The organism is Streptomyces nojiriensis, from assembly GCF_017639205.1.
GTDB classification, from domain to species: domain Bacteria; phylum Actinomycetota; class Actinomycetes; order Streptomycetales; family Streptomycetaceae; genus Streptomyces; species Streptomyces nojiriensis.
Genome location: NZ_CP071139.1, coordinates 5,105,709 through 5,125,909, shown reverse-complemented (window position 1 = coordinate 5,125,909; position 20,201 = coordinate 5,105,709). Strand labels below are relative to the sequence as shown.

Annotated in this window: 18 protein-coding genes and 2 pseudogenes; 5 read left to right on the top strand and 15 right to left on the bottom strand. The window is 71.9% G+C overall.

Annotated features, from left to right (window positions below; all coding sequences use genetic code 11):
- Positions 1-201: 201 nt before the first annotated feature.
- Positions 202-1,842, top strand: a complete 1,641-nt coding sequence (locus tag JYK04_RS23910; protein ID WP_189744006.1) for a threonine/serine exporter family protein — start codon at positions 202-204, stop codon at positions 1,840-1,842.
- Positions 1,843-1,987: 145 nt separating this feature from the next.
- On the opposite strand, the pseudogene JYK04_RS23905 reads toward JYK04_RS23910, so the two are convergent.
- From JYK04_RS23905 to JYK04_RS23865, 9 genes and pseudogenes are all read right to left on the bottom strand, one after another.
- Positions 1,988-2,665: pseudogene (locus JYK04_RS23905) on the bottom strand (DedA family protein); the annotation flags it as partial.
- A 120-nt stretch (positions 2,666-2,785) separates the two neighbouring features.
- Complete coding sequence (locus tag JYK04_RS23900) at positions 2,786-3,544, bottom strand: MerR family transcriptional regulator (RefSeq protein ID WP_189744002.1); 759 nt, start codon at positions 3,542-3,544, stop codon at positions 2,786-2,788.
- 76 nt (positions 3,545-3,620) lie between these two features.
- On the bottom strand, positions 3,621-4,403 hold the full coding sequence (locus JYK04_RS23895) for an ABC transporter permease (protein ID WP_189744000.1): 783 nt from the start codon (positions 4,401-4,403) through the stop codon (positions 3,621-3,623).
- Complete coding sequence (locus JYK04_RS23890; RefSeq protein WP_189743998.1) at positions 4,400-5,326, bottom strand: ATP-binding cassette domain-containing protein; 927 nt, start codon at positions 5,324-5,326, stop codon at positions 4,400-4,402. The genes JYK04_RS23895 and JYK04_RS23890 overlap by 4 nt, the downstream gene beginning before the upstream one ends.
- A gap of 76 nt (positions 5,327-5,402) precedes the next feature.
- Positions 5,403-6,017: a PadR family transcriptional regulator gene (locus JYK04_RS23885; protein ID WP_189743996.1), complete on the bottom strand. Its 615-nt coding sequence runs from the start codon at positions 6,015-6,017 to the stop codon at positions 5,403-5,405.
- Between the two features lie 24 nt (positions 6,018-6,041).
- Positions 6,042-6,554 carry a DinB family protein gene (locus tag JYK04_RS23880; RefSeq protein ID WP_189743994.1) on the bottom strand — a complete coding sequence of 171 codons (513 nt, stop codon included), beginning with the start codon at positions 6,552-6,554 and terminating at the stop codon, positions 6,042-6,044.
- Between the two features lie 120 nt (positions 6,555-6,674).
- Positions 6,675-8,744 (bottom strand): annotated as a pseudogene (gene mrdA, locus JYK04_RS23875) (penicillin-binding protein 2); the annotation flags it as partial.
- Positions 8,745-8,967: 223 nt separating this feature from the next.
- Complete coding sequence (locus JYK04_RS23870) at positions 8,968-10,425, bottom strand: aldehyde dehydrogenase family protein (RefSeq protein ID WP_189743990.1); 1,458 nt, start codon at positions 10,423-10,425, stop codon at positions 8,968-8,970.
- 89 nt (positions 10,426-10,514) lie between these two features.
- Positions 10,515-11,393 carry a helix-turn-helix domain-containing protein gene (locus tag JYK04_RS23865; RefSeq protein ID WP_189743988.1) on the bottom strand — a complete coding sequence of 293 codons (879 nt, stop codon included), beginning with the start codon at positions 11,391-11,393 and terminating at the stop codon, positions 10,515-10,517.
- Positions 11,394-11,734: 341 nt separating this feature from the next.
- Here JYK04_RS23865 and JYK04_RS23860 point away from each other — a divergent pair, with 341 nt between their 5' ends.
- Entirely contained in the window at positions 11,735-12,244 is a 510-nt protein-coding gene (locus tag JYK04_RS23860) for an ATP-binding protein (RefSeq protein ID WP_189743986.1), read from the top strand.
- A gap of 110 nt (positions 12,245-12,354) precedes the next feature.
- On the opposite strand, the gene JYK04_RS23855 is transcribed toward JYK04_RS23860, so the two are convergent.
- Positions 12,355-12,600, bottom strand: coding sequence for a DUF397 domain-containing protein (locus JYK04_RS23855; RefSeq protein ID WP_030726905.1), 246 nt, complete (start codon positions 12,598-12,600; stop codon positions 12,355-12,357).
- 263 nt (positions 12,601-12,863) lie between these two features.
- Here JYK04_RS23855 and tatA point away from each other — a divergent pair, with 263 nt between their 5' ends.
- Positions 12,864-13,052, top strand: a complete 189-nt coding sequence (tatA, locus tag JYK04_RS23850; protein WP_189743984.1) for a Sec-independent protein translocase subunit TatA — start codon at positions 12,864-12,866, stop codon at positions 13,050-13,052.
- Between the two features lie 161 nt (positions 13,053-13,213).
- Here tatA and JYK04_RS23845 read toward each other — a convergent pair whose 3' ends face one another.
- Positions 13,214-14,428 (bottom strand): DUF2786 domain-containing protein, encoded by a 1,215-nt coding sequence (locus tag JYK04_RS23845; RefSeq protein ID WP_189743982.1) that lies wholly within the window; start codon positions 14,426-14,428, stop codon positions 13,214-13,216.
- On the bottom strand, positions 14,398-14,811 hold the full coding sequence (locus JYK04_RS23840) for a winged helix-turn-helix transcriptional regulator (protein ID WP_189743980.1): 414 nt from the start codon (positions 14,809-14,811) through the stop codon (positions 14,398-14,400). The genes JYK04_RS23845 and JYK04_RS23840 overlap by 31 nt, the downstream gene beginning before the upstream one ends.
- A gap of 96 nt (positions 14,812-14,907) precedes the next feature.
- On the opposite strand from JYK04_RS23840, the gene JYK04_RS23835 reads away from it, so the two are divergent.
- Both JYK04_RS23835 and JYK04_RS23830 read left to right on the top strand, forming a co-directional pair.
- Positions 14,908-15,771: an NAD(P)H-binding protein gene (locus JYK04_RS23835; RefSeq protein ID WP_189743978.1), complete on the top strand. Its 864-nt coding sequence runs from the start codon at positions 14,908-14,910 to the stop codon at positions 15,769-15,771.
- Between the two features lie 113 nt (positions 15,772-15,884).
- Positions 15,885-17,600, top strand: a complete 1,716-nt coding sequence (locus JYK04_RS23830; RefSeq protein ID WP_189743977.1) for a bifunctional 3'-5' exonuclease/DNA polymerase — start codon at positions 15,885-15,887, stop codon at positions 17,598-17,600.
- Between the two features lie 18 nt (positions 17,601-17,618).
- Here JYK04_RS23830 and JYK04_RS23825 read toward each other — a convergent pair whose 3' ends face one another.
- The 3 genes from JYK04_RS23825 to JYK04_RS23815 form a co-directional block, all read right to left on the bottom strand.
- Positions 17,619-18,884, bottom strand: coding sequence for a hypothetical protein (locus tag JYK04_RS23825; RefSeq protein WP_189743975.1), 1,266 nt, complete (start codon positions 18,882-18,884; stop codon positions 17,619-17,621).
- 55 nt (positions 18,885-18,939) lie between these two features.
- Positions 18,940-19,455: a SigE family RNA polymerase sigma factor gene (locus JYK04_RS23820; RefSeq protein ID WP_189743973.1), complete on the bottom strand. Its 516-nt coding sequence runs from the start codon at positions 19,453-19,455 to the stop codon at positions 18,940-18,942.
- Between the two features lie 125 nt (positions 19,456-19,580).
- Positions 19,581-20,087 carry a GNAT family N-acetyltransferase gene (locus tag JYK04_RS23815; RefSeq protein WP_189743971.1) on the bottom strand — a complete coding sequence of 169 codons (507 nt, stop codon included), beginning with the start codon at positions 20,085-20,087 and terminating at the stop codon, positions 19,581-19,583.
- Between the last annotated feature and the right edge of the window lie 114 nt (positions 20,088-20,201).

Here is a 20,201-nt window from a genome sequence, read left to right as displayed (position 1 = left end):
CTCGGCGGTAACGGGCCGGGGCACTCCCCCGCGCCCCTCGTGACATGGCGGGCGGTATCCCTCGGGGATGCCGCCCGCCGTCGCGTTCGCGGGCCGCTGCGGCGCGCGCGGCCGGGCGGGTACCGGGTGGAAGCTGGGTGTGCGGCGGGAGGAAACGATTCCGCATACTGATACCCCGGGTGATCACGGACTGGAGGACGCGTGGCGGAGGCCGACGGGGCCGAGGACAGGAAGCCCCAGTCCGACGAGGCGCACAGCGCCTTCACGCCGCCGCCCGGAATCGAGCCGGGCGTTCCCGAGGAGGACCAGCCCACCTCGGAATTCGCCCGTCCGGCGGGCGCCGATCCGGTGGAGCCCGAGCCCGAGGGGTCGGCCTTCGCCGCCCCGGCCACCTACCGGGCCGCGCAGTCCCCGCCCGCCTACACCCCCGGCCAGGGCTTCCCCGTCGCGCAGATGAAGGAATCGCCCTGGCAGGACCGCATGCGCACGATGCTGCGCATGCCGGTCGACGTGCGCCCCGTACCGGAGCTCGTGCAGCGCCACAGCGAGACCGGGCCCGCCGTGGGCCGCGTGCTCGACCTGACCCTGCGCATCGGGGAGCTGCTGCTCGCGGGCGGTGAGGGCGCCGAGGACGTGGAGGCCGCGATGTTCGCGGTGGCCCGCTCGTACGGGCTGGACCGCTGCGAGCCGACCGTCACCTTCACCATGCTGTCGATCACCCACCACCCCTCGCTGGTGGGCGACCCGGTCTCGGCCAGCCGGACCGTGCGCCGCCGCGGCACCGACTACAACCGGCTCGCGGCCGTGTTCCGGCTCGTGGACGACATCAGCGCCCACGAGATCGACGTGTCGCTGGAGGAGGCCTACCGGCGCCTCGCCGAGATCCGCCGCAACCGGCACCCGTACCCCGGCTGGATGCTCACGGCCTCCGCCGGACTGCTCGCCGGGGCCGCCTCCACCCTCGTCGGCGGCGGGGTCCTCGTCTTCTTCGCCGCTGCGATCGGCGCGATGCTCGGTGACCGCCTGGCCTGGCTGTGCGCCGGGCGCGGGCTGCCCGAGTTCTACCAGTTCGTGGTCGCCGCGATGCCGCCGGCCGCCCTCGGGGTCGCGCTCAACATGACGGGGATCGACGTCAAGGCCTCCGCCGTGATCACCGGCGGGCTGTTCGCGCTGCTGCCGGGGCGGGCCGTGGTCGCGGCCGTGCAGGACGGCCTGACCGGCTACTACATCACCGCGTCGGCCCGGCTGCTGGAGGTCATGTACCTCTTCATCGGCATCATCATGGGCGTACTGGTGGTGCTCTACGTGGGGCTGCAGTTCGACGCCTCGCCGCGGCCGGAGGAGGTCCTCCAGATCCAGCAGCGGCCGCTGATCCAGATCGCCGCCTCGATGGTGCTGGTGTTCACCTTCGCGATCCTGCTCCAGCAGGAACGCTCCACCGTGTGGATCGTGACGCTGAACGGAGCGGTCGCCTGGGTCACCTTCGGGGCCCTGCACTACGCGGGGGGCATCCCGCCCGTACCGTCCACGGCCATCGCGGCGGGGCTCGTGGGCCTCTTCGGGCAGCTCTTCTCCCGCTACCGCTTCGCCTCCGCCCTGCCGTACGTGACGGCCGCCATCGGCCCGCTGCTGCCCGGCTCGGCGGTGTACTACGGGCTGCTGCTGATCGCCGAGAACCGGCTGAACGAGGGCCTGGGCTCGCTGGTGAACGCCGCGGCCGTCGCGCTGGCCATCGCGATCGGGGTCAACCTCGGGTCGGAGGCCTCGCGGCTGTTCATGCGCATCCCGGGGGCCACGAGCGCCGCCAAGCGCCGTGCGGCGAAGCGGACCCGCGGCTTCTGAGCGCCGGAGCCCCGCAGGGCCCCGTACGCGGCCTCCCACGGGCACACGTACGCCCCGGGGCCTCTCACGGGCCTCCGGGGCGGTACGGGCTTGCACGGGGTGCTGCGGACGGGCCTCAGCGCTTGGCGTGGCGGCCGCGCGCGCCGGGGGCCTGCGGGGCGGAACCGTCGGCCACGGCCTCGGCCGCCACGGCGCCGGCGTTCGCCTTGCCCTCCTTGCGGGCCTTCAGCACCTCGAAGATCACCGGGATGACCGAGATCAGGACGATGCCCACCAGGATCGGCTCGACGTTCGTCTTGATGAACTCGATCTGGCCGAGCCAGTAGCCGGCGATCGTGACGCCCGCACCCCAGCCGATGCCGCCGATGACGTTGTAGGTCAGGAAGGTGCGGTACTTCATCGTGCCGGCGCCCGCGACCATCGGGGCGAAGGTGCGGATGATCGGCACGAAGCGGGCGAGCACGATGGCCTTGGGGCCGTGCTTGTCCATGAACTCGTGCGCCTTGTCCAGGTTCTCCCGCTTGAAGAGCTTGGACTTCGGCCGGTTGAAGAGCTTGGGCCCGAAGAACTTGCCGATCATGTAGCCGACCTGGTCACCGATGATCGCGGCGGCCACGATCAGGGTGCAGACCAGCCACAGCGGCTGCTTGATGTACTGCCCGTCCGCGACCAGCAGGCCCGCCGTGAACAGCAGGGAGTCGCCCGGGAGGAACGCGAAGAGTCCCGACTCGGCGAAGACGATGACCAGGATGCCGATCAGACCGAAGTGCGAGATCAGATAGTCCGGGGACAGCCACGTAGGGCCGAGCGCAAGCGTATACACGGGTTCCGGGCTCTCCTGGATCGGGGGACGTGCAGCGGGACGGGCGGTTTTCAATTATCAACGCACACGACCCCCACCCAGTTCCAGGTACGGGTGGGGGGCGCATGCGTGACATTCCGCTTACACCTTGCGCACACCGTTCGCCAGGATCGCGTCCCGCAGGTGCTCGGCGAGCCCCGGCTTCATCGCGTCGTAGAACGCCGTGAACCGCTCGTCCGCCACGTACATCTCGCCGAGGCACGTGTGCATCTCGTACGGGCAGTCGTAGAACCACTTGTGGATGTGCAGGCGGTGCTCCTCGGCCAGGTCCATCGCGCGCTCGCCGTCGGCGGGCTCGCCCGCCTCCATGGCCGCCACGTACCGGCGGCCCCAGTCGGCGGACTCGTCCTGGATCCGCTGCCAGTCGTCCTTGGTGTACGAGGCCGCCCGGCGCTGCGACTCGGCGTACGCCGGGGTGTCGCCCCAGCGCTCCTCGACCTCCTGCGCGTACTGCTCCGGGTCCTGGTCCCCGAAGACCTCGAACTTCTCCTCGGGCGTGAGGTTGATGCCCATCTTCTTCGCCTCCATGGCGTGCTCAACGGCCTTGGCCATCTGCTGGAGCCGGGCGATCCGGTCGGTCAGCAGGGCATGCTGCCGGCGCAGATGCTCCTGCGGATCCGAGTCCGGGTCGTCCAGCAGGGCCGCGACCTCGTCGAGGGGGAAGCCGAGCTCCCGGTAGAACAGGATCCGCTGCAGCCGGTCCAGGTCGGCGTCGTCGTACCGCCGGTGGCCCGCGCCGCTGCGGCCGCTCGGCGAGAGCAGACCGATCTCGTCGTAGTGGTGCAGGGTGCGCACCGTGACTCCGGCGAATCCGGCGACCTGGCCCACGGAGTGGCCCATCTCTTCCCTCCTCTGGTCGGGTACGCCCTTCACTGTGGTTCCTCACGCCGCGTGAGGTGCAAGTCCTCTTCGGCGGCTACCTGCTCAGGCCCCGGTAGCGGCCCACCGCCAGCGGGAAGAAGACCGCGAGCAGCAGGAGCGGCCAGACGACGGCCAGCAGGGCCGCGTGGTCGGCGGCCCACGACGGCGGGGCCGCGGCCGGGTTGCCGAACAGGTCGCGGACGGCCGTGGCCGTCGCCGAGAGCGGATTCCATTCCACCACCGCTCCCAGCCAGCCCGGCATCGACTCCGGCGTGGCGAACGCGTTGGACAGGAAGCCCACCGGCCACACCAGGATCTGCACCGCCTGCACCAGCTCCGGCCGGCCCGCGACCATGCCGAGCCAGATCCCGATCCACAGCATCGCGAAGCGCAGCAGCAGGAGCAGCCCGAAGGCGAGGAGGGCGGCCGCCGCGCCGTCGTGCCAGCGCCAGCCGAGCAGCAGCCCGACCGCGGCCAGGACCGCCAGCCCCACGGCCGACTGGAGCATGTCGGCGGCGCTGCGGCCCACCAGGACCGCGGAGGAGGACATCGGCATGGCGCGGAAGCGGTCGATCACCCCCTTGCTCAGGTCCTGGGTGACCGCGGTCAGGGTGGCCTCCAGCCCGAAGGCCATGGTGAGGGCGAGCATCCCCGGGACCAGGAACTCGACGTACTCGCCGTCGATCCCGCGCCCGCCGCCCACCAGGAAGCCGAACATCAGCAGCATCATCACGGGGAAGACCAGGCCGACGACCATCTGGACCGGCTGCCGCGCCCAGTGGGCCAGCTCGCGCCGGGTCATCGTCCAGGAGTCCGAGACCACCCATGCCGCGCTCATGCGGCCACCTCCTCGCGGTCCGTCAGGTGCAGGAAGACCTCGTCCAGCGTGGGGCGCCGGACGGCGAGGTCGGCCGCCTCGACGCCGGCCTCCTCCAGCGTCCGCAGGGTCCGGGCCAGGCCCGCCATCCGGTCCGCCACCGGGAAGCTCAGGGTCAGGGTGTCGGGATCGACGGAGGGGTCGGGCAGCAGCCGCGCCGCCTCGGCCAGCCGTGCCGCGTCCCGCAGGACCACGACGATCCGGTCCGCCCCGACCAGGGCCTTCAGTTCGTCGGCCGTGCCCTCGGCCGCGACCCGGCCGCCGTCGATCAGGGCGATCCGGTCGGCCAGTCGGTCGGCCTCCTCCAGGTACTGCGTGGTGAGCAGGACGGTCGTGCCGCCGCCGACCAGGGAGCGGACCGCGCCCCACACCTCGGCGCGGCCGCGCGGGTCGAGGCCGGTGGTCGGCTCGTCCAGGAACAGCACCTCCGGGTCCGTGATCAGGGAGGCGGCGAGGTCGAGCCTGCGCCGCATGCCGCCGCTGTACCGCTTCACCGCCTTGCGGCCGGTGTCCGCGAGGCCGAAGCGCTCCAGCAGTTCGTCGGCGCGCCGCCCGGCCCGGCGTGCGCCCAGGTGGTGGAGGCGGCCGAACATCTCCAGGTTCTGCCGCCCGGCCAGTTCCTCGTCGAGCGCAGCGTGCTGGCCGAGCAGCCCGATCCGGGCGCGGACGGCCGCCGGGTCCGCGGTGACGTCGTGGCCCGCCACCCGGACCGCGCCCTCGTCGTGGCGGAGCAGGGTGCTCATGATCCGTACGGCCGTGGTCTTGCCGGCGCCGTTGGGGCCGAGCACCGCGTGCACGGTGCCGCGCGCCACCTCCAGGTCGAGCCCGGCCAGGGCCTGCTTGTCGCCGTAGCGCTTGTGGACACCTTCGACGGAGATCGCCAAAACCGTTCCTCACTAATCAAATTTGATTACCAGGATCCGCAAAGGTAGTGCCCACCCATGGGCTAGTCAAACTTGATTAGGCGTACGGGTTCTCCTGGCCTTCCGCCAGCACCCCCACGAACGGTTCGCCGCCCTCGCCCGCGAAGGAGTACGCGCCCCCCTCGATCCGGGCGATCAGCCCCCGGGTCCACTCCGCCTCCGCGTCGGCGGAGTGGACCCACATGTGCATGATCTCGCCGATGTGGCCGAGCGCCTCCGGGCCGCCCTCCGGCGTGTAGTACTCCGTCACCGACGACCGCCAGAGCGCCAGCTTCGCCAGCCGCTCCCGGAGCAGCGCGAGCACCTCCGCCCGCGGCAGATCGACCATGAAGCCGATCGCCGCCGACAGCACGTCCGTCTTCTGGTCGTACGCCGCGAGCGCCTCGCGCAGCAGCCGGAAGTACTCCTCGCGGCCGGCGTCCGTCACCTCGTACTCGGTGCGCGGCGGCCCGCCCGCCGCGCTCGGTGCCACCTCGTGCGCGTGCAGGACGCCCTGCTTCGCCATCTGCTTCAGCGCGTGGTAGATCGATCCGGGCTTGGTGTTCGACCACTCGTGGGCGCCCCAGTACTCCAGGTCGTTGCGTACCTGGTACCCGTGGGCCCGCCCGTGCTGGCGGACCGCGCCGAGGACAAGAAGCCGGATCGCTGACATGGGGCCAGGCTAAGCCCCCGCCGTCTAGCCCATGGCCTTGGTGCCGTCGAGGGATTCGCGGACGATGTCCGCGTGGCCCGCGTGCCGGGCGAACTCCTCCACCAGGTGCAGGAGCATCCAGCGCATCGAGACCTTGGCGTCCTTGGGGAACCAGGGCGCCGGCGGCAGGGGGAAGGTCTCGTCCAGGCTCGGGAGGGCGGCGACGAACTCCGCCGTCTGCTGCGCGACCTCGTCCCAGAAGGCGAGGACCGACGGGATCGACTCGCCGTCGACCAGACGGAAGGCCTCGCCCCAGGTCTCCTGGGTGCGCTGCTTCTCGTTGGGCACCTGCTGGGCCATGCGCAGCCAGTTCAGCTCGACCTCGGCCACGTGCTTGAGCAGCCCGGACAGGGTGAGCTCGCTGGCGCTGGGGCGGCTCGCGGCCTGCTCCTCGCCGAGCCCGAGCAGCGACTCGCGGATCGCCGTGCGCTGGGCCTCGACGAAGGCGAGGAGGGTGCCGCGCTCGTCGCCGGGGACTTCGGTGGAAATCTGGGCCATGACCGACCGCCTTCTGCGTGAGGTGTCCTGCCGGGGGGCCTTTCCCCCCGACAGGACACACGCTACGGAGCCTTGCGGTCAGATCCTGTCCTCATTGGCCCTTCAGTTGCCTTCGGTCTCCCCGTCGGGGTGGATCGCCGGCAGGGCGGCCGCGGGCTGCGGGAGCAGGGCCTTGGAGAGGTCCTGCCTGCCCGTCGGGTCGAGGCCGTACATCGCCTCGTAGATGCTGCGGACCGCCGGTCCCGAGGCGCCCGAGCCGGTGCCGCCCTGGGAGATCGTCATGACGATCGCGTAGTCCTCGGTGTACGAGGCGAACCACGAGGTCGTCTGCTTGCCCTGGACCTCGGCCGTGCCCGTCTTGGCGTGCATCGGGATCTGCTTCTGCGGCCAGCCGCCGAAGCGCCAGGCCGCGCTGCCGTTGGTGGCGACGCCCGCGAGGGCCTCGTCGATGTTGTCGCGGGTCTTCGCGTCCATCGGCAGCCTGCCCTGCTCCTTCGGCGCGATCTCCTGGACCGACTTTCCGTCGGCGCTGACGATCGCCTTGCCGATGCTGGGCTGGTGGAGCGTGCCGCCGTTGGCGATGGCCGCGTAGACGGAGGCCATCTGGACCGGGGTGACGAGCGTGTCGCCCTGACCGATCGAGTAGTTGATGGCGTCACCCTCACGCATCTGGTTGCCCTGGCGGCAGTTCTCGTAGGCGATCTTCTCGGCGAAGGAGCCGTTCTTCTTGCCGTCGCGGCACCAGGCGTCCTTGTTCGCGTCGAAGAAGTCCTGCTTCCACTTCCGGTCGGGGACCCGGCCGGGGACCTCGTTCGGCAGGTCGATGCCGGTGCGCTTGCCCAGCCCGAACTCGTGGGCGGTCTTGAGGAACCAGTCCTTCGGGTCCTTCTTCGGCTTGATGCCGCCGTCCTTCTTCCACTCCTGGTCGGCGATGGCGTAGTAGACGGTGTCGCAGGAGACCTCCAGCGCCCGGCCGATGGTGATGTCACCGTGGCCCTGCGACTCGAAGTTCGTGAAGGTCTGGCTGCCGACCGAATACGAGCTGGGGCAAGGGTAGCGGTTGTTGAACGGGTACCCGGCGTTGACCGCGGCCGTGGAGGTGACCACCTTGAAGATGGAACCCGGCGCCGCCTGGCCCTGGATGGCCCGGTTCAGCAGCGGGTAGTTCGACTCCTTGTCGGTGAGGGAGGCGTAGTCCTTGGCGGAGATGCCGCCCACCCAGGCGTTGGGGTCGTACGTCGGGTTCGAGGCCATCGCCACGACCCGGCCGGTCTTGGTCTCCATCACCACGACCGCGCCCGAGTCGGCCTCGTAGTCGCGGCCGGTGTTCTTGTCCCGGACCTTGCGGGCCTCGATCATCGCGTTGTTCAGCTCGCGCTCGGCGACGGCCTGCACGCGGGAGTCGATCGAGGTCACGATGTTCGAACCGGGCTGCGCCGGATCGGTCTGACCCTGCCCGATGACGCGGCCGAGATTGTCCACCTCGTAGCGGGTGATGCCCGCCTTGCCGCGCAGCTCCTTGTCGTACGTGCGCTCCAGACCGGAGCGGCCCACCTGGTCGGAGCGCAGGTACGGGGAGTCCGACTTCTTCGCCCTGGCGATCTCATCGTCGGTGACCGGCGAGAGGTAGCCCAGCACCTGCGAGGTGTTGGCCGCGTCCGGGGCCGCGTAACGGCGCAGGGCGGTCGCCTCGGCCGTGATGCCCGGGAAGTCCTCGGGGTGCTCGCGGATCTGCAGGGCCTGCTCGGTGGTGGCCTCGTCGCTGACCGGGATCGGCTGGTAGGGGGAGCCGTTCCAGCAGGGCTGCTTGGTCTTGGCGTCGCAGAGCCGGACCTTGTCGACGACCTCCTGGGCGTCCATGCCCAGCACCCCGGCGAGCCGGGTCAGGACGGACTTGCCCTTGTCCTTCATGGTCAGCAGCTCGGTGCGGCTGGCGGAGACCACGAGGTGGGTGGCGTTGTCGGCGAGCGGGACCCCGCGCGAGTCCAGGATCGAGCCGCGCACGGCCGGCTGCACCACCTGCTGGACGTGGTTGTTCTTCGCCTCGTCCGTGTACTCCGAGCCATTGCGTATCTGGAGGTACCACAGGCGTCCGCCCAGCGTGAGCAACAGCGAGAAGACCACGATCTGGATGACGACGAGACGGTTCTGGACCCGAGGGGTCCGGCCGGTCTCCGGTATGTTGCTCAACTCGTTCTCCCCCGGGCGGCTTCCTACGCCCGGCCGAGTCTAGGGGGTGTCTTGTCGATCAGGCCGGATCGGGGAGCGGGGTCCGGTGCCGTGGATCGCAAGGCGGACGAGGGAGGCGACGCGGAGCGTCGCCGACCGAGGACAACGCGGCGAGGCGCGGCACCGGGCGCCGCGAGCCCGGCCTGATCGGCAAGACACCCCCTAGGGGTGCGACCTGTGAGACCTAGAACGGGAAGGTCGTCCGGCCGTGCTGCACGGAGATCCACTTCTGCGTGGTGAAGGCCTCGACCGTGGCCTCGCCGTTCAGCCGGCCCAGACCCGAGGCCTTCTCGCCGCCGAAGGCGGCCAGCGGCTCGTCCCCGATGGTGGAGTCGTTGACGTGGATCATGCCCGTCTCGATCCGCTGGGCGAAGCGGACGCCCCGCTCCACGTCCCGGGTGTGCACGGCGCCGCTCAGCCCGTAGGGGGTCGCGTTGGTCAGCCGTACGGCCTCGTCCTCGCCGTCGAAGACCACCAGCAGGGCCACCGGGCCGAAGATCTCCTGGCTCAGCAGCGGGGAGTCCTCGGGGATCCCGGCGAGCACCGTGGGTTCGACCAGGTTGCCGCGCGTAGACCCGCGTACGAGCGCCTGCGCGCCGGATTCCACGGCCTGGTCCACGAGCGCGGTCAGGGCGTCGGCCTGGAAGGAGTTGATCAGGGGGCCGATGTGGGTGTCGGCCTCGTGCGGGTCGCCCGTCTTGAGGGCGCGCACGCGCGCGGTGAACTTCTCGGTGAACTCCTCCGCGACGGAGGCGTCGACGAGGATCCGGTTCGCGGCCATGCAGACCTGGCCCTGGTAGACGAAGCGGCTGAAGACGGCCGCGTCCACCGCGTAGTCGAGGTCGGCGTCGTCGAGCACGACGAGCGCGCTGTTGCCGCTGAGCTCCAGGACCGTGCGCTTGAAGTGGCGGGCGGCGATCGCCCCGACGTGCCGGCCGACCCGGTCCGATCCCGCGAACGAGATGACCTTGGGGACGGGGTGGGTCAGGAGCGCGTCGCCTATCTCGGCGATGTCGGTGACCAGGACGTTCAGCAGGCCGGCGGGCAGCCCGGCGTCCTCGAAGATCTTGGCGATCACGCCGCCGCCCACGACCGGGGCGTTCTGGTTGGGCTTGATGACGACCGCGTTGCCCAGCGCCAGGGCCGGGGCGACCGACTTCAGGGTCACCAGGAAGGGGAAGTTGAAGGGGCTGATCACCGTGACGACGCCCACGGGGAGCCGCTGGACCCGGTTCTCCTTGCCCTCGACCGGCGAGGGCAGGATCCGCCCTTCGGGCCGGACGGCGAGCTGGAGGGACTCGCGGATGAACTCCATCGCGAGGTGGACCTCGTACTCGGCCTTGGGACGCGTCCCGCCGAGCTCGTCGATCATCGCCTCGACGATCTCCTTCTCGCGCTCCTCGGTGATCCGCAGGGCGCGCTCCAGGACGGCGCGTCTGATGTAAGGGCTGGTGGCGGCCCACTCGCGCTGGGCGCGCTCGGCGCCGCGGTAGGCCTGGTCCACCTGCTCGACGGTGGCCACGGTGATGGCCGCGAGCTTCTCCCCGTTGAAGGGGTTGACGTCGATGATGTCCCACGAACCGGTACCGGCCAGCCATTCGCCGTCGATGTACTGGTGAGCCAGGTCGCTGAATATGGACATGCCATCCCTTACTGCGAGCGCGCACCCGTGCGCTGCACCGGAGACCGATCGGTCATCATGCACTGATCAGACGTCATACTACGTGCGAATCAAGACAGTTGGAGCAGGCCGCGCAGAAGATCCCGGGTCCGCTCGGCGTCGGGGCAATCCGCCTGGAGCCGCTCCATCGCCCGCTCGTACTGCCCCACTTCCTCGCCCTTGTCCAGGTAGAGGGCACTGGTGAGCTGTTCCAGATAGACGATGTCCTGGAGATCGGACTCGGGGAAGCGCAGCAGGGTGAAGGCTCCGCTCTCGCCCGCGTGGCCGCCGAAGGAGAAGGGCATCACCTGGAGCTGCACGTTGGGCCGCTGGGAGACCTCGATGAGGTGCTCCAGCTGACCGCGCATGACCTCGCGGTCGCCGTACGGGCGGCGCAGCGCGGCCTCGTCGAGGACGGCGTGGAAGACGGGGGCGTTCTCGGAGACGAGGACCTTCTGGCGCTCCAGGCGCAGGGCGACGCGGCGGTCGATCTCGGCGGCGGTGGCGCCGGGCATCCCGCGGCTGACGACGGCGTGGGCGTACGCCTCGGTCTGCAACAGTCCGTGGACGAACTGGACTTCGTAGATCCGGATGAGCGAGGCGGCGCCCTCCAGGCCGATGTACGTCTGGAACCACCCGGGCAGCACGTCGCCGTAACTGTGCCACCAGCCGGTCGCGTTGGCCTCCCGGACCAGTCCGAGCAGCGACTCGCGCTCCGCGCTGTCAGTGACTCCGTAGAGCGTGAGGAGGTCCTCGACGTCCCTGGCCTTGAAGCTCACCCTTCCCAACTCCAAGCGGCTGATCTTCGATTCGGATGCGCGGATCGAGTAGCCGGCCGCCTCACGGGTGATGCCGCGGGATTCTCGGAGTCGCCTGAGCTGGGAGCCCAGGAGGATGCGGCGCACCACAGAACCGCTTGCTTCTGCGGTCACTAGTACTGCCCTCCCCATCGCATTGGCGTGCGCGTGGTGTGCGCGAGCGTCTCGGGGCCCCCGTACCCCAGGGGCCGCAGTCTGCCACCAAAACGCATCGGCTCGTACTCGTTCTGTAACGGAATCCCGTCTTCGGGAAAAGAAGTCCGTCAGTATGCGTAGGAAGAAATGAGTCAGAACCGTCACGGGAGTGGACAGGTCCGGCGCGTGCACGTGCATCTGCCCTTGCATCCGGCTCCGGCATTCGGAACGATGGTCCCCGCGCACCTGCGTGCTGTTCGCGCCGGCGCCGGACCCACCCCGCAGTTCTTTCTGGACGGAGATGACCGCTCCGCCCGCGAATCCCGGGAGTGCCTCGCATGGGGACGAATGGATCGACCATGCTCGAGCCGTTACGGCAGGGGCTGCCCCCGGTCGACCCCACGGCTGTCTCCGGGTCCGCCTCCTGCGCCCTGCCCGCCCGTTACGAGGCGGTGCGCGGAGCCCGCTCCTTCTGTCGTTCGACCCTGTCCCAGTGGGGCCTGGACGACCGCTTCGACGATGTGGCCCTGGTCGTCTCCGAGCTCGTCACCAACGCGCTGCGCCATGCCCTGCCCGAGGACACGCGGGGGGCGGACGCCGAGCCGGAGCCGCCCGTACGGCTGCACCTGATGCGGTGGAGCACGCGGCTGGTGTGCGCGGTGCGGGACCCCAGCGAGGACCGGCCCGGCGGGGCGTTCTCACCGGAGCGCACCGAGGAGAACTTCGACCTGGAGTCCGGGCGCGGGCTGTTCCTGGTGGACTCGTACAGCGACAGCTGGGGCTGGCACCCGCTCGCGGGCCGGCTGACCGGCAAGGTGGTCTGGGCGCTCTTCCTGCTCCAGGACTGAGCGCCCGACGGCCGCCGATCAAGGGCGAACACAGGACAACTGGCCGGGACCGATCATTGCGATCGGTCCCGGCCAGTGCACGTGCATGGCTTGATGGGTGCGCTGTTCCGTCAGCTGATCAGGTGATCGAACTCGCCGTCCTTGACGCCCAGGAGCAGGGCCTCGATCTCGGCCGGTGTGTAGACGAGCGCCGGTCCGTCCGGAAAGCGCGAATTGCGCATGGCGACATCGCCTCCCGGCAGCCGTGCGAACTCCACGCAGGAACCCTGCGAGTTGCTGTGTCTGCTCTTCTGCCACGTCAGCTCAAACAAGGTAGCGAGTTCTGCAGCTGCCATCCCGTTGTACGCGTGGTCCACAGGAAGCCCCCGATAGTGCAGATGTCAACTCCTCCGGATCATAGCTGTGTTCATGAGCGGCTGCACGGGCAGATGCACGTGCACGCGGGGTGGTCCGTTGATCACAGACAGGTCCGTACCGCCCTCGGGCGCCCGGGGGCGTCCCGTGGCGCCGGCCTCGCCGGTTTTCAGGACTTCTTCAGATTTGTCCCGGCCCGGGCTGTGCCTGTTCCATGAGCCGGTCGTTCGAAAAGAAGCCGGCCCGTCCGAAAGGTGGAACGCCCGTGTTCCGCAACGCCCTCCAGCCGTGGCACCTGGTCCTGGTCCTGGTGGTCTGCCTGCTGGTGTTCGGTTCCAAGAAGCTCCCCGACATGGCCCGCTCGCTGGGCCGGTCGATGCGCATCCTGAAGTCGGAGGCGCGCGCCCTGCGCTCGGACGACGCCCGTCCGGACGCCCGGACGGACACCCCCTAGGCCGTCTCTTTCGGATCTTGTCGGCCGAGCCCGCGGCGTCCGGTGCCGTGCTTGGCAAGGCGGAGGAGCGCACCGTGTACCGGACGTACTCGGGCGCCCCGACAACGCGGCCAGGTGCGGTGCCGGGCGTCGCGGGCCCGGCAAGATCCGAAAGAGACGGCCTAGCGGGGCAGCGGCTTCTGCCGGCCGCCCATGTGGGCGCGGTCGGCGGCGGCCGTGCCGTCCTCCCAGCCCGCGTGGTCGGTGGCCCCGCGCAGCCGGGTCGTGGTGGTCCGGGGGAACATCTCCTCCGCCCGCGAGGTGACCGCCACGTCGCGGGCCACCAGGGCCGGCAGGTTGTCGGGGGCCTCCGTCGCCGTGTGCTCGGCGGTCTCGGCGAGCCGGTGGCCGAGCCGGCTGGCGTAGGCCAGCAGGAAGGACTGCCTGAAGGTCTTGGTCCGCTTGCGCCCGCCGGAGCGCTGCGCGGCCTCCGCGCGGGTCATCGCCGCCGTGCCCTGCACGAGCAGCGAGGTGTAGAGCAGTTCCACGGCCTCCAGGTCGCTCTCGAAGCCGACCACCGTGGAGAACTCGAAGCCGCTGTTCCACACCGCCCGGCATCGGTTGGCGGTGGCCACCGCGTCGAGCAGCACCGCCTTCGCCTCCTCGTACGGCGGCTCGACACCGATCCGGCAGGCGCCGGGCACCTGGGCCGGGCCCTTGCCGCTCGCCGCCAGCAGTGCCTCGTCCACGGTGTGCCGGGCCATCAGCTCCTGGGCCTTGGCGCTGAGCGCCTCCGCCTCCTCCGGGAAGTTCGTCGCCTCGGCCTTGGCGAGCAGGGCCCGTATCCGGCCCAGCATGCGCGGCTCGATGTGGGCGTGCTCGGCGAGCGCGTCGGCCGGGTCACCGGGCAGCGGACCCACCGGTTCGATCGAGGGCAGCCGGATCAGCAGCCGCAGCACCTCCAGGAAGGCGGTGGCCAGCGTGAACCGGTCGGCCCGTTCCCGCTGCGCGAGCCGGTCGGCGTACTCCTCGTCGCCCGTCCACCACACCTCGGCGGCGCCCCAGCGCGCCGGGAGCCGGGCGTAGCGGCGCGCCTCGGCGGCGATCAGGTCCCCGGTGATCCGCAGGTGCCGCTCGTCGAGGTCCCGGCGGACCAGCCGCAGCACGTCGGCCGGCTGCCAGCCCCGCTCCCAGCCCTGGCGTACGTACGCCTCCCCGCGCGCCAGCAGCTCCCGCCCGACCCCGGGCCAGCCTCCCTGGTCCGCGACGAGCAGCGAGGCGCCGGTGTCCAGCCCGGCGTCGTCCTGGGCGTAGAGGGCGGCGGCGAAGGCTCGGTCGACGGTCTCGGCAAGGTCTCTCACACCCCTCAGCTTGGCATGTCCGCCTTCGTGTCCCATTCCCGGCGGGCGGCTTCGATCCGTGCGCGGTGCGCCAGCGACCAGTCCGCGAGGCCCTTGACCAGAAGGGTCAGGCTGCGGCCGAGGTCGGTCAGCTCGTACTCGACCTGGGGCGGCACGGTGGCGTGCACGGTCCGGGTGACCAGGCCGTCGCGCTCCAGGCGGCGGACGGTGAGGGTGAGCATCCGCTGCGAGATGCCGTCGACCGCGCGCTGGAGCTCCTTGAACCGGCGCATGCCGGCGCCGAGCTCCACCACGACGAGGACGGACCACTTGTCGCCGAGCCGGTCGAGGACGTCGCGGATGCCGCAGTCGTCGTCGCAGCTCAGCAACGGCTCGGGCAGGGGCTCGGGGGTGGTTATCCCGGTGTGCCCTACTGACATGGAAGTGCCTCCTTACGCGCCGTGCGCCCGTCGGCACACGATGTTCCCGCCCCCGAAGCCAATCAGGCCGACAGGCGCGGACACGAAGGACTCCCCATGCTTTTGATCACCGGCACCTCCGGCGGACTCGGCTCACTGATCGCACGCCGGCTGGCGGACCACCCCGACGGCACGGACCGGCCGGACGTACGGTTCGGCACGCGCGTCCCGGACGGCCCCGGTCAGGTCCGGGTGGACTTCGACGACCCGGACTCCCTCGACTTCACCGGGGTGGACACCCTGCTGCTCATCTCGGCCGGTTACGGCGAGGACGACCAGGTCATCGCGCGGCACGGGGCCGCCGTCTCGGCCGCCGAGCGGGACGGGGTGCGGCACCTCGTCTACACCAGCCTCACCGGGGCGGGCGACCACCTGCCGTACGCGCTGGCGCACCGCTGGACCGAACGCCGCCTGCGCGGCTCCTCGGTGGCCTGGACCGTACTGCGCAACGGGCTGTACGCCGAGCTGCTGGCCGCGCTCGCCGCGCCGGGGCCCGACGGGGCGATCACCGCCCCGCTGGGCGGGGGCCGGCTGGCGGCGGTCGCGCGGGAGGACCTGGCGGAGGTGGCGGTCCGGGTGGCCCTGGCGCCCGAGGCGCATGCCGGGCAGGTCTACGAGCTGGTCGGGGACCGCCCCCTGGGCGGGGCGGAACTCGCCGCGGCGGTGGGCGCGCGCTACGCCCCGGGCTGCCTGGCGCAGGCCCGCGGCGCCCTCTCCGGCCCGGACGCGGCGCCCTTCCAGCCGCCGATGCTGGTGGCCACGTACTCGGCCATCGCCGCGGGCTTCCTCGGCGCCCCGGACGAGGGCACCCTGCGCCGCCTCCTGGGCCGCCCGCCGCGCGCGGCCCTGGAGGTGTACGCGGCGATGGCCCATCCCAGCCCCGCCCGGGGGTACCTCCCAGCGGTAGCTGGGGGAGTTTGAGGCGCGGGGTCCGGGGCGGAGCCCCGGCAACGGCGCCGCACCCGCCCCGCCGACCTGCACCCCGCGGCACGGCGGGACCGCCCCTGTCAGACCCCGGTGGGACACTCGCACCCATGAGCGACCGCACTCCCCGGTGGGCCCTCGCCGAGGACGGCGACGGGTGGTGGCACGCCGCGCCCGTGCCCCCCGCCGACGGAGTCCGGATGCGCGTGCGCGACCCGGCCGACGCGGTGCGCGCCGCCCCGCCCGGCACGCGCTGGGTCTGGCGGTCCACCGCGGCCGTCTACCCCCGGCTGCTCGCCGCGGGCGTACGCGTCGAGCGGTGCCACGACATCGAGGGCGCCGAACTGCTGCTCCTCGGCCACGAGGGCCGGTTCGGCGAGCCCCGCTCGGCGGCGGCCGCCTGGGCCCGGCTCACCGACGCCCCCGTACCGCCCGATCCGCGCCCGCGCGCCGCCGAACCCCGCGCCCAGGATTCCCTCTTCGACCCGCAGCCCGCGCCGGTCCCCCTGGAGGCCCTGCTCGCCGTCCACGCCGACCAGGCGAAACGGCTCGACGCCACCGCCCACCCCGACCGGATGCGGCTGCTCACCGCCGCCGAGTCGGCGGCCTTCCTCATCGCCGCCGAGATGAACCGCGTGGGGCTGCCCTGGCGCGCCGACGTGCACCGCGCCCTGCTGACCGAGCTGCTCGGTGAGCGGTACGCGGGCGGCGGGGAGCCCCGGCGCCTCGCCGAGCTGGCCGACCGCGTGTCCGCCGCCTTCGGCAGGCGCGTGCGCCCCGATCTGCCCGCCGACGTCGTCAAGGCCTTCGCCGGGGCCGGGATCAAGCTCAGGTCCACCCGCCGCTGGGAGATCCAGGAGCTGGACCATCCGGCCGTCGAGCCGTTGATCGAGTACAAGAAGCTGTACCGGATCTACACCGCCCACGGCTGGGCCTGGCTCGCGGACTGGGTCCGGGACGGCCGCTTCCGCCCGGAGTTCATCCCCGGCGGCACCCTCACCGGCCGCTGGGTCACCAACGGCGGCGGGGCCCTGCAGATCCCCAAGGTGATCCGCCGGGCCGTGGTCGCCGACCCCGGCTGGCGGCTCGTCGTCGCCGACGCCGACCAGATGGAGCCGCGCGTCCTCGCCGCGATCTCCCGCGACCCCGCCTTCATGGAGGTCGCCGGGGAGGCCTCGGACCTCTACACCGCCGTCTCCCGGCAGGGCTTCTCGGGCGACCGGGAGAAGGCCAAGCTCGCCGTGCTCGGCGCCGTCTACGGCCAGACCTCCGGGGACGGCCTGAAGAACCTGGCCGCGCTCCGCCGCCGCTTCCCCCGGGCCGTCGCGTACGTGGACGACGCGGCGAAGGCCGGGGAGGAGGGCCGGCTCGTACGGACCTGGCTGGGCCGCACCTGTCCGCCGCCCGCCGGCTCCGGCGAGGGGGACGAGGCCGGGGACGGCGGCGTCGACCCGGGCGAGGGGTACGGGGAGGGCGGGGCCGGGAGCCCGCAGGGCCGGGAGGACGGCTGGACCCCGAGCTACGCCTCCACCAACACCCGGGCCCGCGGCCGGTTCACCCGTAACTTCGTCGTCCAGGGCAGTGCGGCCGACTGGGCCCTGCTGCTGCTCGCGGCCCTGCGGCAGGCGACCGCCGGGATGCGGGCCGAGCTGGTGTTCTTCCAGCACGACGAGGTGATCGTGCACTGCCCGGCCGAGGAGGCCGCGGCCGTCGTGGAGGCGATCCGGGCCGCCGGCGAACGGGCCGGCCGGATCGCCTTCGGCGACACCCCGGTCCGGTTCCCGTTCACGACGGCGGTCGTGGAGTGCTACGCGGACGCCAAGTGAGGGGGGCCATGGGCGGGGTCAGTGAGCGGGGGCGGCGGTGGGCGCTCCCAGGTTCCACTCCGGGGCGAGCGCGATCTTCCGCAGCTGTTCCGCCGTCAGCGCGGGTGCGGGGCGGGTGGCCGGGCCGTTCTGGTCCGCCGTGTTGAAGGCGCTGAGCACCACGCGCAGCCCGTCCTTGCGCAGGGTGTCCACCTTCCACTGGGTCACGCCCCTGTTCTTCTCGCCGGGCCCCGCCGTGACCTTCACCTTCGTGCCGTCGGACTCCGTGGTGACGGCAGAGTTGTCCGTGAAGAGCATGGAGTTCGCGGTCGGCTGGACGTTGATCTGGACCAGGGACTTGCCCTTGCCGTCGTCGAGTACGACGTAGCCGTAGTACGTCCCCTGCCCGCCCTTGGAGGCGATCGGGACGGTGATCCCGAGCCGGTTCATCAGCTGCTCCAAGGCGTCCACGGCCTTCCGGTCCCGCAGGGCGATCGACTCCGGCCGGGGCGCCGGCTCGGGATCGGCCGCCGGCAGGTCGTTCAGGGCCGCGTGCCAGGTGTCCGAGGTGACCAGGCCCTTCAGCTGCGCGATGGTCAGCGGCGGGTCGGTCCGGGAGACGGGGGCGTCCTTGTCGGCTGCGGCGTTCCACTCGGACGCGTCGACCAGGAAGCCCTGCACGGTCACGAGCACGGCCCGCCAGACCTTGGTGTCCGTCCGGCGGTCCGGGTACTCGTACCCCTGGTGGAGGAGCAGGCGGGAGCCGTCCGGCAGCTGCTCGGTCCGGCAGTCGTCGTAGGACTGCAGGTTCCTGTCCTCGCACTCGGTGTGCGCGCGGGCCTGGCTGCCGAACGGGTCCACGCGCTGGAGTCTGAGGGAGATGGCCGCCGGGCCCTTCCCGTCGTCGTACACGGCCCCGACCCTGGGTCCCAGCTCGTCGTCCGTGCCCCGCGCCTTCGGCTCGGTGAGCCGACCGCCCGGCAGGAGCGACTTCAGGTTGCCGATCATCCGGTCGGCGGTGACCGCGCCGGTGCCGGTCCGGCGCCCGTCGGCCCGCGGGGTCGCCGGCGGCGCCGCGGCGGGGACCGCGCCCTCGGCCCCGGAACCGCCGAACAGGCCTCCGGCGTAGGCCCCCGCCGTGGCGGTCAGGACCAGGGCCAGCGCGGATCCGCCCGCCGCTGCGGCCCGGCGGCGCGCCCGTCGCCGGCCGCGCTCCTCGCCCGCTTCCGCGAGGGCTCCGGGGTTGGTCGTGAAGCCCTCCCCCGTGCGCCGGAGGGCTTCGGCGAGTTCGTCTTCGAAGGACATAAGGAATCAAGCCTTCCGTTTCGGGTGGAGTCGGTGGAGGGGGCCGACCGGCGGTTCAGAGGTCCACGAAGGCGGCGAGGCTGCCGCCCAGCTGCTCCCGCAGCCGGGCGAGCGCGCGCGTGGTCCGGGTACGGACCGCCGCCGAGGAGGCGTTCATCGCGTCGGCGGTCTCCTCGACGCTGCGGTCCTCCCAGTAGCGCAGCACCAGCACCGCCCGGTCCTTGGGCGCCAGCCGTCCCAGCGCCTCCAGCAGCGTCAGCCGCAGCGCCGGATCCCCGCCGCCCTGCTCGGGCGCGCCGGCGTCTGGGAGCTCCCCGACCGGCCGCTCCCCCGCCGAGCGGCGGCGCCGGTGCGTGAGGAAGACCCGGACCAGCACCGTCTGGGCGTACGCCGCCGGATTGTCGATCCGGGAGATCCGGCCCCACCGCTGGTACATCCGCCCCAGGGTCTCCTGCACCAGGTCCTCCGCGAGGTGGGTGTCCCCGCCCACGAGCAGACATGCCGACCGGTACAGATGGCCCGAGCGGCCCGCGGCGAACTCACGGAACCCGTCCCTGCGCCCCTGGCGCATGTGCTCCCCCCTCGCGTCCGTCCCCTCCCTGTGACGCGATGGCGGCGGAGAATGTTTCATCTCCCGCCGCCATTTCCGCCGCCATTCCCGTCGCCGTTCCCGCCGGTACCGCTGCCGCGGGCCGGTCAGCCCAGGTCGTGGAAGTACACGTGGAACTCCTCGCGGACGAAGCCCTCCGCCTCGTACAGCCCCTGCGCGACGGTGTTGTCGTACGCCGTCTCCAGCTGCACGCCGGACACCCCGGCCTCGCGGGCCCGGCGCAGCACCTCGCGCAGCAGCGCCCGGCCGGCCCCGGTACGGCGGCCGGCCGGGGCGACGTAGAGGTCGTTGAGGACCCAGGCGGTCCGCAGGGAGAGGGACGAGAACCCGCGGTAGACCTGCGCGAAGCCGACCGTTCCGGCCTCCGGGACATCGGCGAGCAGCACCAGCGACTCGTCCTTGGCGATCCGCTCCGCCAGGAAGGCCCGCGGGGCGTCCGGGTCCTCGATGTCCACCTCGTAGAAGTCGAGGTAGCCGCGGAACAGCACGGCCGCCGCGTCGACGTCCGCCTCGCCTGCCGCGCGGACCGAGACGGCGGAAGCGGAGTCCTCCGCCGGGGACCGGCCGTCCCGCTGTGCTGCCTGACCGTTCATGTGCGTCTCCCTCGGGGGTGTTTCGCGCCGTCCGGACCACCGGCGCCCTCGACTCCCTACGCTACGGCGGGAGTCGGCCCGGGCGAAGGACGGGCCGCGCACGCGGCGGCGGGC

What these genes read in the sequence shown, in the direction of transcription:
- JYK04_RS23845 (WP_189743982.1), bottom strand. Translation starts at nt 14,428, where the DNA reads ATGGGACACGAAGGCGGACATGCCAAGCTGAGGGGTGTGAGAGACCTT.
- JYK04_RS23900 (WP_189744002.1), bottom strand. Translation starts at nt 3,544, where the DNA reads ATGGGCCACTCCGTGGGCCAGGTCGCCGGATTCGCCGGAGTCACGGTG.
- JYK04_RS23815 (WP_189743971.1), bottom strand. Translation starts at nt 20,087, where the DNA reads ATGAACGGTCAGGCAGCACAGCGGGACGGCCGGTCCCCGGCGGAGGAC.
- JYK04_RS23865 (WP_189743988.1), bottom strand. Translation starts at nt 11,393, where the DNA reads ATGGGGAGGGCAGTACTAGTGACCGCAGAAGCAAGCGGTTCTGTGGTG.
- JYK04_RS23880 (WP_189743994.1), bottom strand. Translation starts at nt 6,554, where the DNA reads ATGGCCCAGATTTCCACCGAAGTCCCCGGCGACGAGCGCGGCACCCTC.
- JYK04_RS23895 (WP_189744000.1), bottom strand. Translation starts at nt 4,403, where the DNA reads ATGAGCGCGGCATGGGTGGTCTCGGACTCCTGGACGATGACCCGGCGC.
- JYK04_RS23840 (WP_189743980.1), bottom strand. Translation starts at nt 14,811, where the DNA reads ATGTCAGTAGGGCACACCGGGATAACCACCCCCGAGCCCCTGCCCGAG.
- JYK04_RS23825 (WP_189743975.1), bottom strand. Translation starts at nt 18,884, where the DNA reads ATGTCCTTCGAAGACGAACTCGCCGAAGCCCTCCGGCGCACGGGGGAG.
- JYK04_RS23820 (WP_189743973.1), bottom strand. Translation starts at nt 19,455, where the DNA reads ATGCGCCAGGGGCGCAGGGACGGGTTCCGTGAGTTCGCCGCGGGCCGC.
- JYK04_RS23885 (WP_189743996.1), bottom strand. Translation starts at nt 6,017, where the DNA reads ATGTCAGCGATCCGGCTTCTTGTCCTCGGCGCGGTCCGCCAGCACGGG.
- JYK04_RS23860 (WP_189743986.1), top strand. Translation starts at nt 11,735, where the DNA reads ATGGGGACGAATGGATCGACCATGCTCGAGCCGTTACGGCAGGGGCTG.
- JYK04_RS23830 (WP_189743977.1), top strand. Translation starts at nt 15,885, where the DNA reads ATGAGCGACCGCACTCCCCGGTGGGCCCTCGCCGAGGACGGCGACGGG.
- JYK04_RS23835 (WP_189743978.1), top strand. Translation starts at nt 14,908, where the DNA reads ATGCTTTTGATCACCGGCACCTCCGGCGGACTCGGCTCACTGATCGCA.
- JYK04_RS23870 (WP_189743990.1), bottom strand. Translation starts at nt 10,425, where the DNA reads ATGTCCATATTCAGCGACCTGGCTCACCAGTACATCGACGGCGAATGG.